Raw genomic sequence first — 2,084 nt, forward strand, 5'->3', positions numbered from 1 at the left:
GAAAAAGATAAAAATTTTATTGTATTAGGCGATTATGATAAATTGAAACAAGTATTTATAAATCTTATTTCAAATGGAATTAAGTTTGGCAAGATACATGGAACTGTATTGGTGAATTTAAGTAGCAATGCAGATTCTGTGATAGTGGAAATTAAGGATAATGGTGTTGGAATAAAAAAAGAGGATTTACCTTATGTTTTTGAAAGAATGTATCGTGGAGATAAAAGCAGACATAAAATTGAGGGGAGCGGAATAGGGCTTACTCTCGTAAAGAAAATATTGTCGTTACATTCTGCAACAATAGATGTAGAGAGCAGAGAAAATAAAGGAACTACATTTACTGTATATTTAAATAAAAATAATTAATATATTTGTATTTGAATCTATATAATAAAAGAGGGTATCACGTGAGCAATTAGAAAGTGCTTGTATTGTACCTTTTACATAACTATATGTTATGTAATTGCAAATATAGAAAAAAAATCATATGTAATCCTCACAGAATCTTCATAACTTTTTATTATAATTAATTATAATAAAAGATACTGTAATTTTAATAAAGTATAGTAATTGAGGTGATAAACATGACTGCTAAGAGAAGAATTATTAAAGAGCAATTAAAGGAATTTATTAATAAAGTTAAGAGTTTAAACAAAAGAAAATATGTAGTATTATTTGTTACAACTGTAGCTATTTTATTATTTAGCAATTTTATGTCAAGTTTTGATATGAGTGCAAAATTAAAACAAAACTTATCAGGAAATGAAGCTAATGCCTCTCAAATAAATGTAATTAAGGCAGCTATTGAAAATGGGGTTCAGGTAGTAAGAATAACAGCAGATAATAATGGTTATACCCCCGATGCTATTTATGTTCAAAAAGATATTCCTGTTAAGTTAATATTTGAAGGAAATCAGCTTAATTCGTGTAATAATGGAATAGTATTACCATCTCTCAACATAGATAAAGATTTGAAACAAGGAGAAAATATAATAGAATTTACACCGAAGGGTGAAGATATAAACTTTAGTTGCTGGATGGGAATGATAAAAGGAGTAATTAAAGTTACAGATAATATTGATTCTATAAATGAACCTAAAGAATTTTAATAGGAAATTTCGAGATTAAATAGAAAGAGTTGCTTGTTTAAGTTATTAAAATCATTTAAACAAGCAACTCTTTTAATGTTAGTTATATTTTTAGTCATGTACTTAGTCCTAAATAGTTTTGCTTTTAGGCTTTGCTAGACAAAAATATTGATAAATGATATAAGATAAATAATATATTGCTGTATAAATTAATAATATTGTTAACTGATATGCTCTATAGGCAAATTATAGTTTTAGTAATAAGCACTATAAGGATAGTTTGGATTATAAGGATAGTAGAGATAAAAAGGGGATCTAAGATAATTAAGGTAGTTAAGGTCATAATAATCTTCCGCAGGGTCAGAATTAGTTTCGTCAGGTATTTGAACACCTTCTGGAACAGGAGCACCTTCTGGTACGTGAACATTTTTGGGTACAGGAGCTGTGGGTACAGGAGCTGTTGGTGGATGAACACTTCCTGGTACAGGAGCACTACCGGGTATATGAATATCTACAGGTGCTCGAACAACATATTCGTATATACAATCATATTTACATTCATTTGCAGAGTTTTTACTGTTGTAATCTTGTATTGGTGGTATTTGATTATTTCTGTTTGTCATACAGAAACCTCCATAAAATTTACTACAATTTATAATATGCAGCAATAATTAATAATGAATATAATGTTTTTAAGATATTCAGATTTTGAGTTGTTTTTTAACTTTCATTGTATCCTCATAAAATCTTCATAACTTTTTATTATAATTAATTTATATAAGGAGGACTTTTAATAAAAGTACATTGCTGAAATAAAATACAATAATCATAGAGGTGAGAAAAATATGAGTATTAAAAGGGAAATAATTAAAGTTTATGATATGACATGTACTTCTTGTGAAAATAGAGTGGAAAGAGCATTAAAGAAGATTGATGGAGTTGTAAATGCACTGGCTAGCTATAGTGCGCAGCAGGTGACTGTTGAATATTATAGTA

Annotated in this window: 3 protein-coding genes and 1 pseudogene; 3 read left to right on the forward strand and 1 reads right to left on the reverse strand. The window is 27.9% G+C overall.

All coding sequences use genetic code 11. From position 1 onward, the window contains the following. Both LLF98_RS08575 and LLF98_RS08580 read left to right on the forward strand, forming a co-directional pair. On the forward strand, nucleotides 1-366 hold a 366-nt coding region (locus LLF98_RS08575; protein ID WP_291702721.1), incomplete at its 5' end, for an ATP-binding protein. Between the two features lie 365 nt (nucleotides 367-731). Continuing rightward, nucleotides 732-1,109 (forward strand): annotated as a pseudogene (locus LLF98_RS08580) (cupredoxin domain-containing protein); the annotation flags it as partial. A 233-nt stretch (nucleotides 1,110-1,342) separates the two neighbouring features. Here LLF98_RS08580 and LLF98_RS08585 read toward each other — a convergent pair. Next, nucleotides 1,343-1,711, reverse strand: coding sequence for a hypothetical protein (locus tag LLF98_RS08585; protein WP_291702722.1), 369 nt, complete (start codon nucleotides 1,709-1,711; stop codon nucleotides 1,343-1,345). 222 nt (nucleotides 1,712-1,933) lie between these two features. On the opposite strand from LLF98_RS08585, the gene LLF98_RS08590 reads away from it, so the two are divergent. Next, nucleotides 1,934-2,084: heavy metal-associated domain-containing protein (locus tag LLF98_RS08590; RefSeq protein ID WP_291702723.1), on the forward strand; the 151-nt coding region annotated here is incomplete at its 3' end.

Source organism: Clostridium sp., assembly GCF_021372645.1.
Lineage (GTDB): Bacteria > Bacillota > Clostridia > Clostridiales > Clostridiaceae > Clostridium.

Coding starts and splice junctions, on each gene's coding strand:
- LLF98_RS08585 (WP_291702722.1), bottom strand. CDS start 1,711: ATGACAAACAGAAATAATCAAATACCACCAATACAAGATTACAACAGT.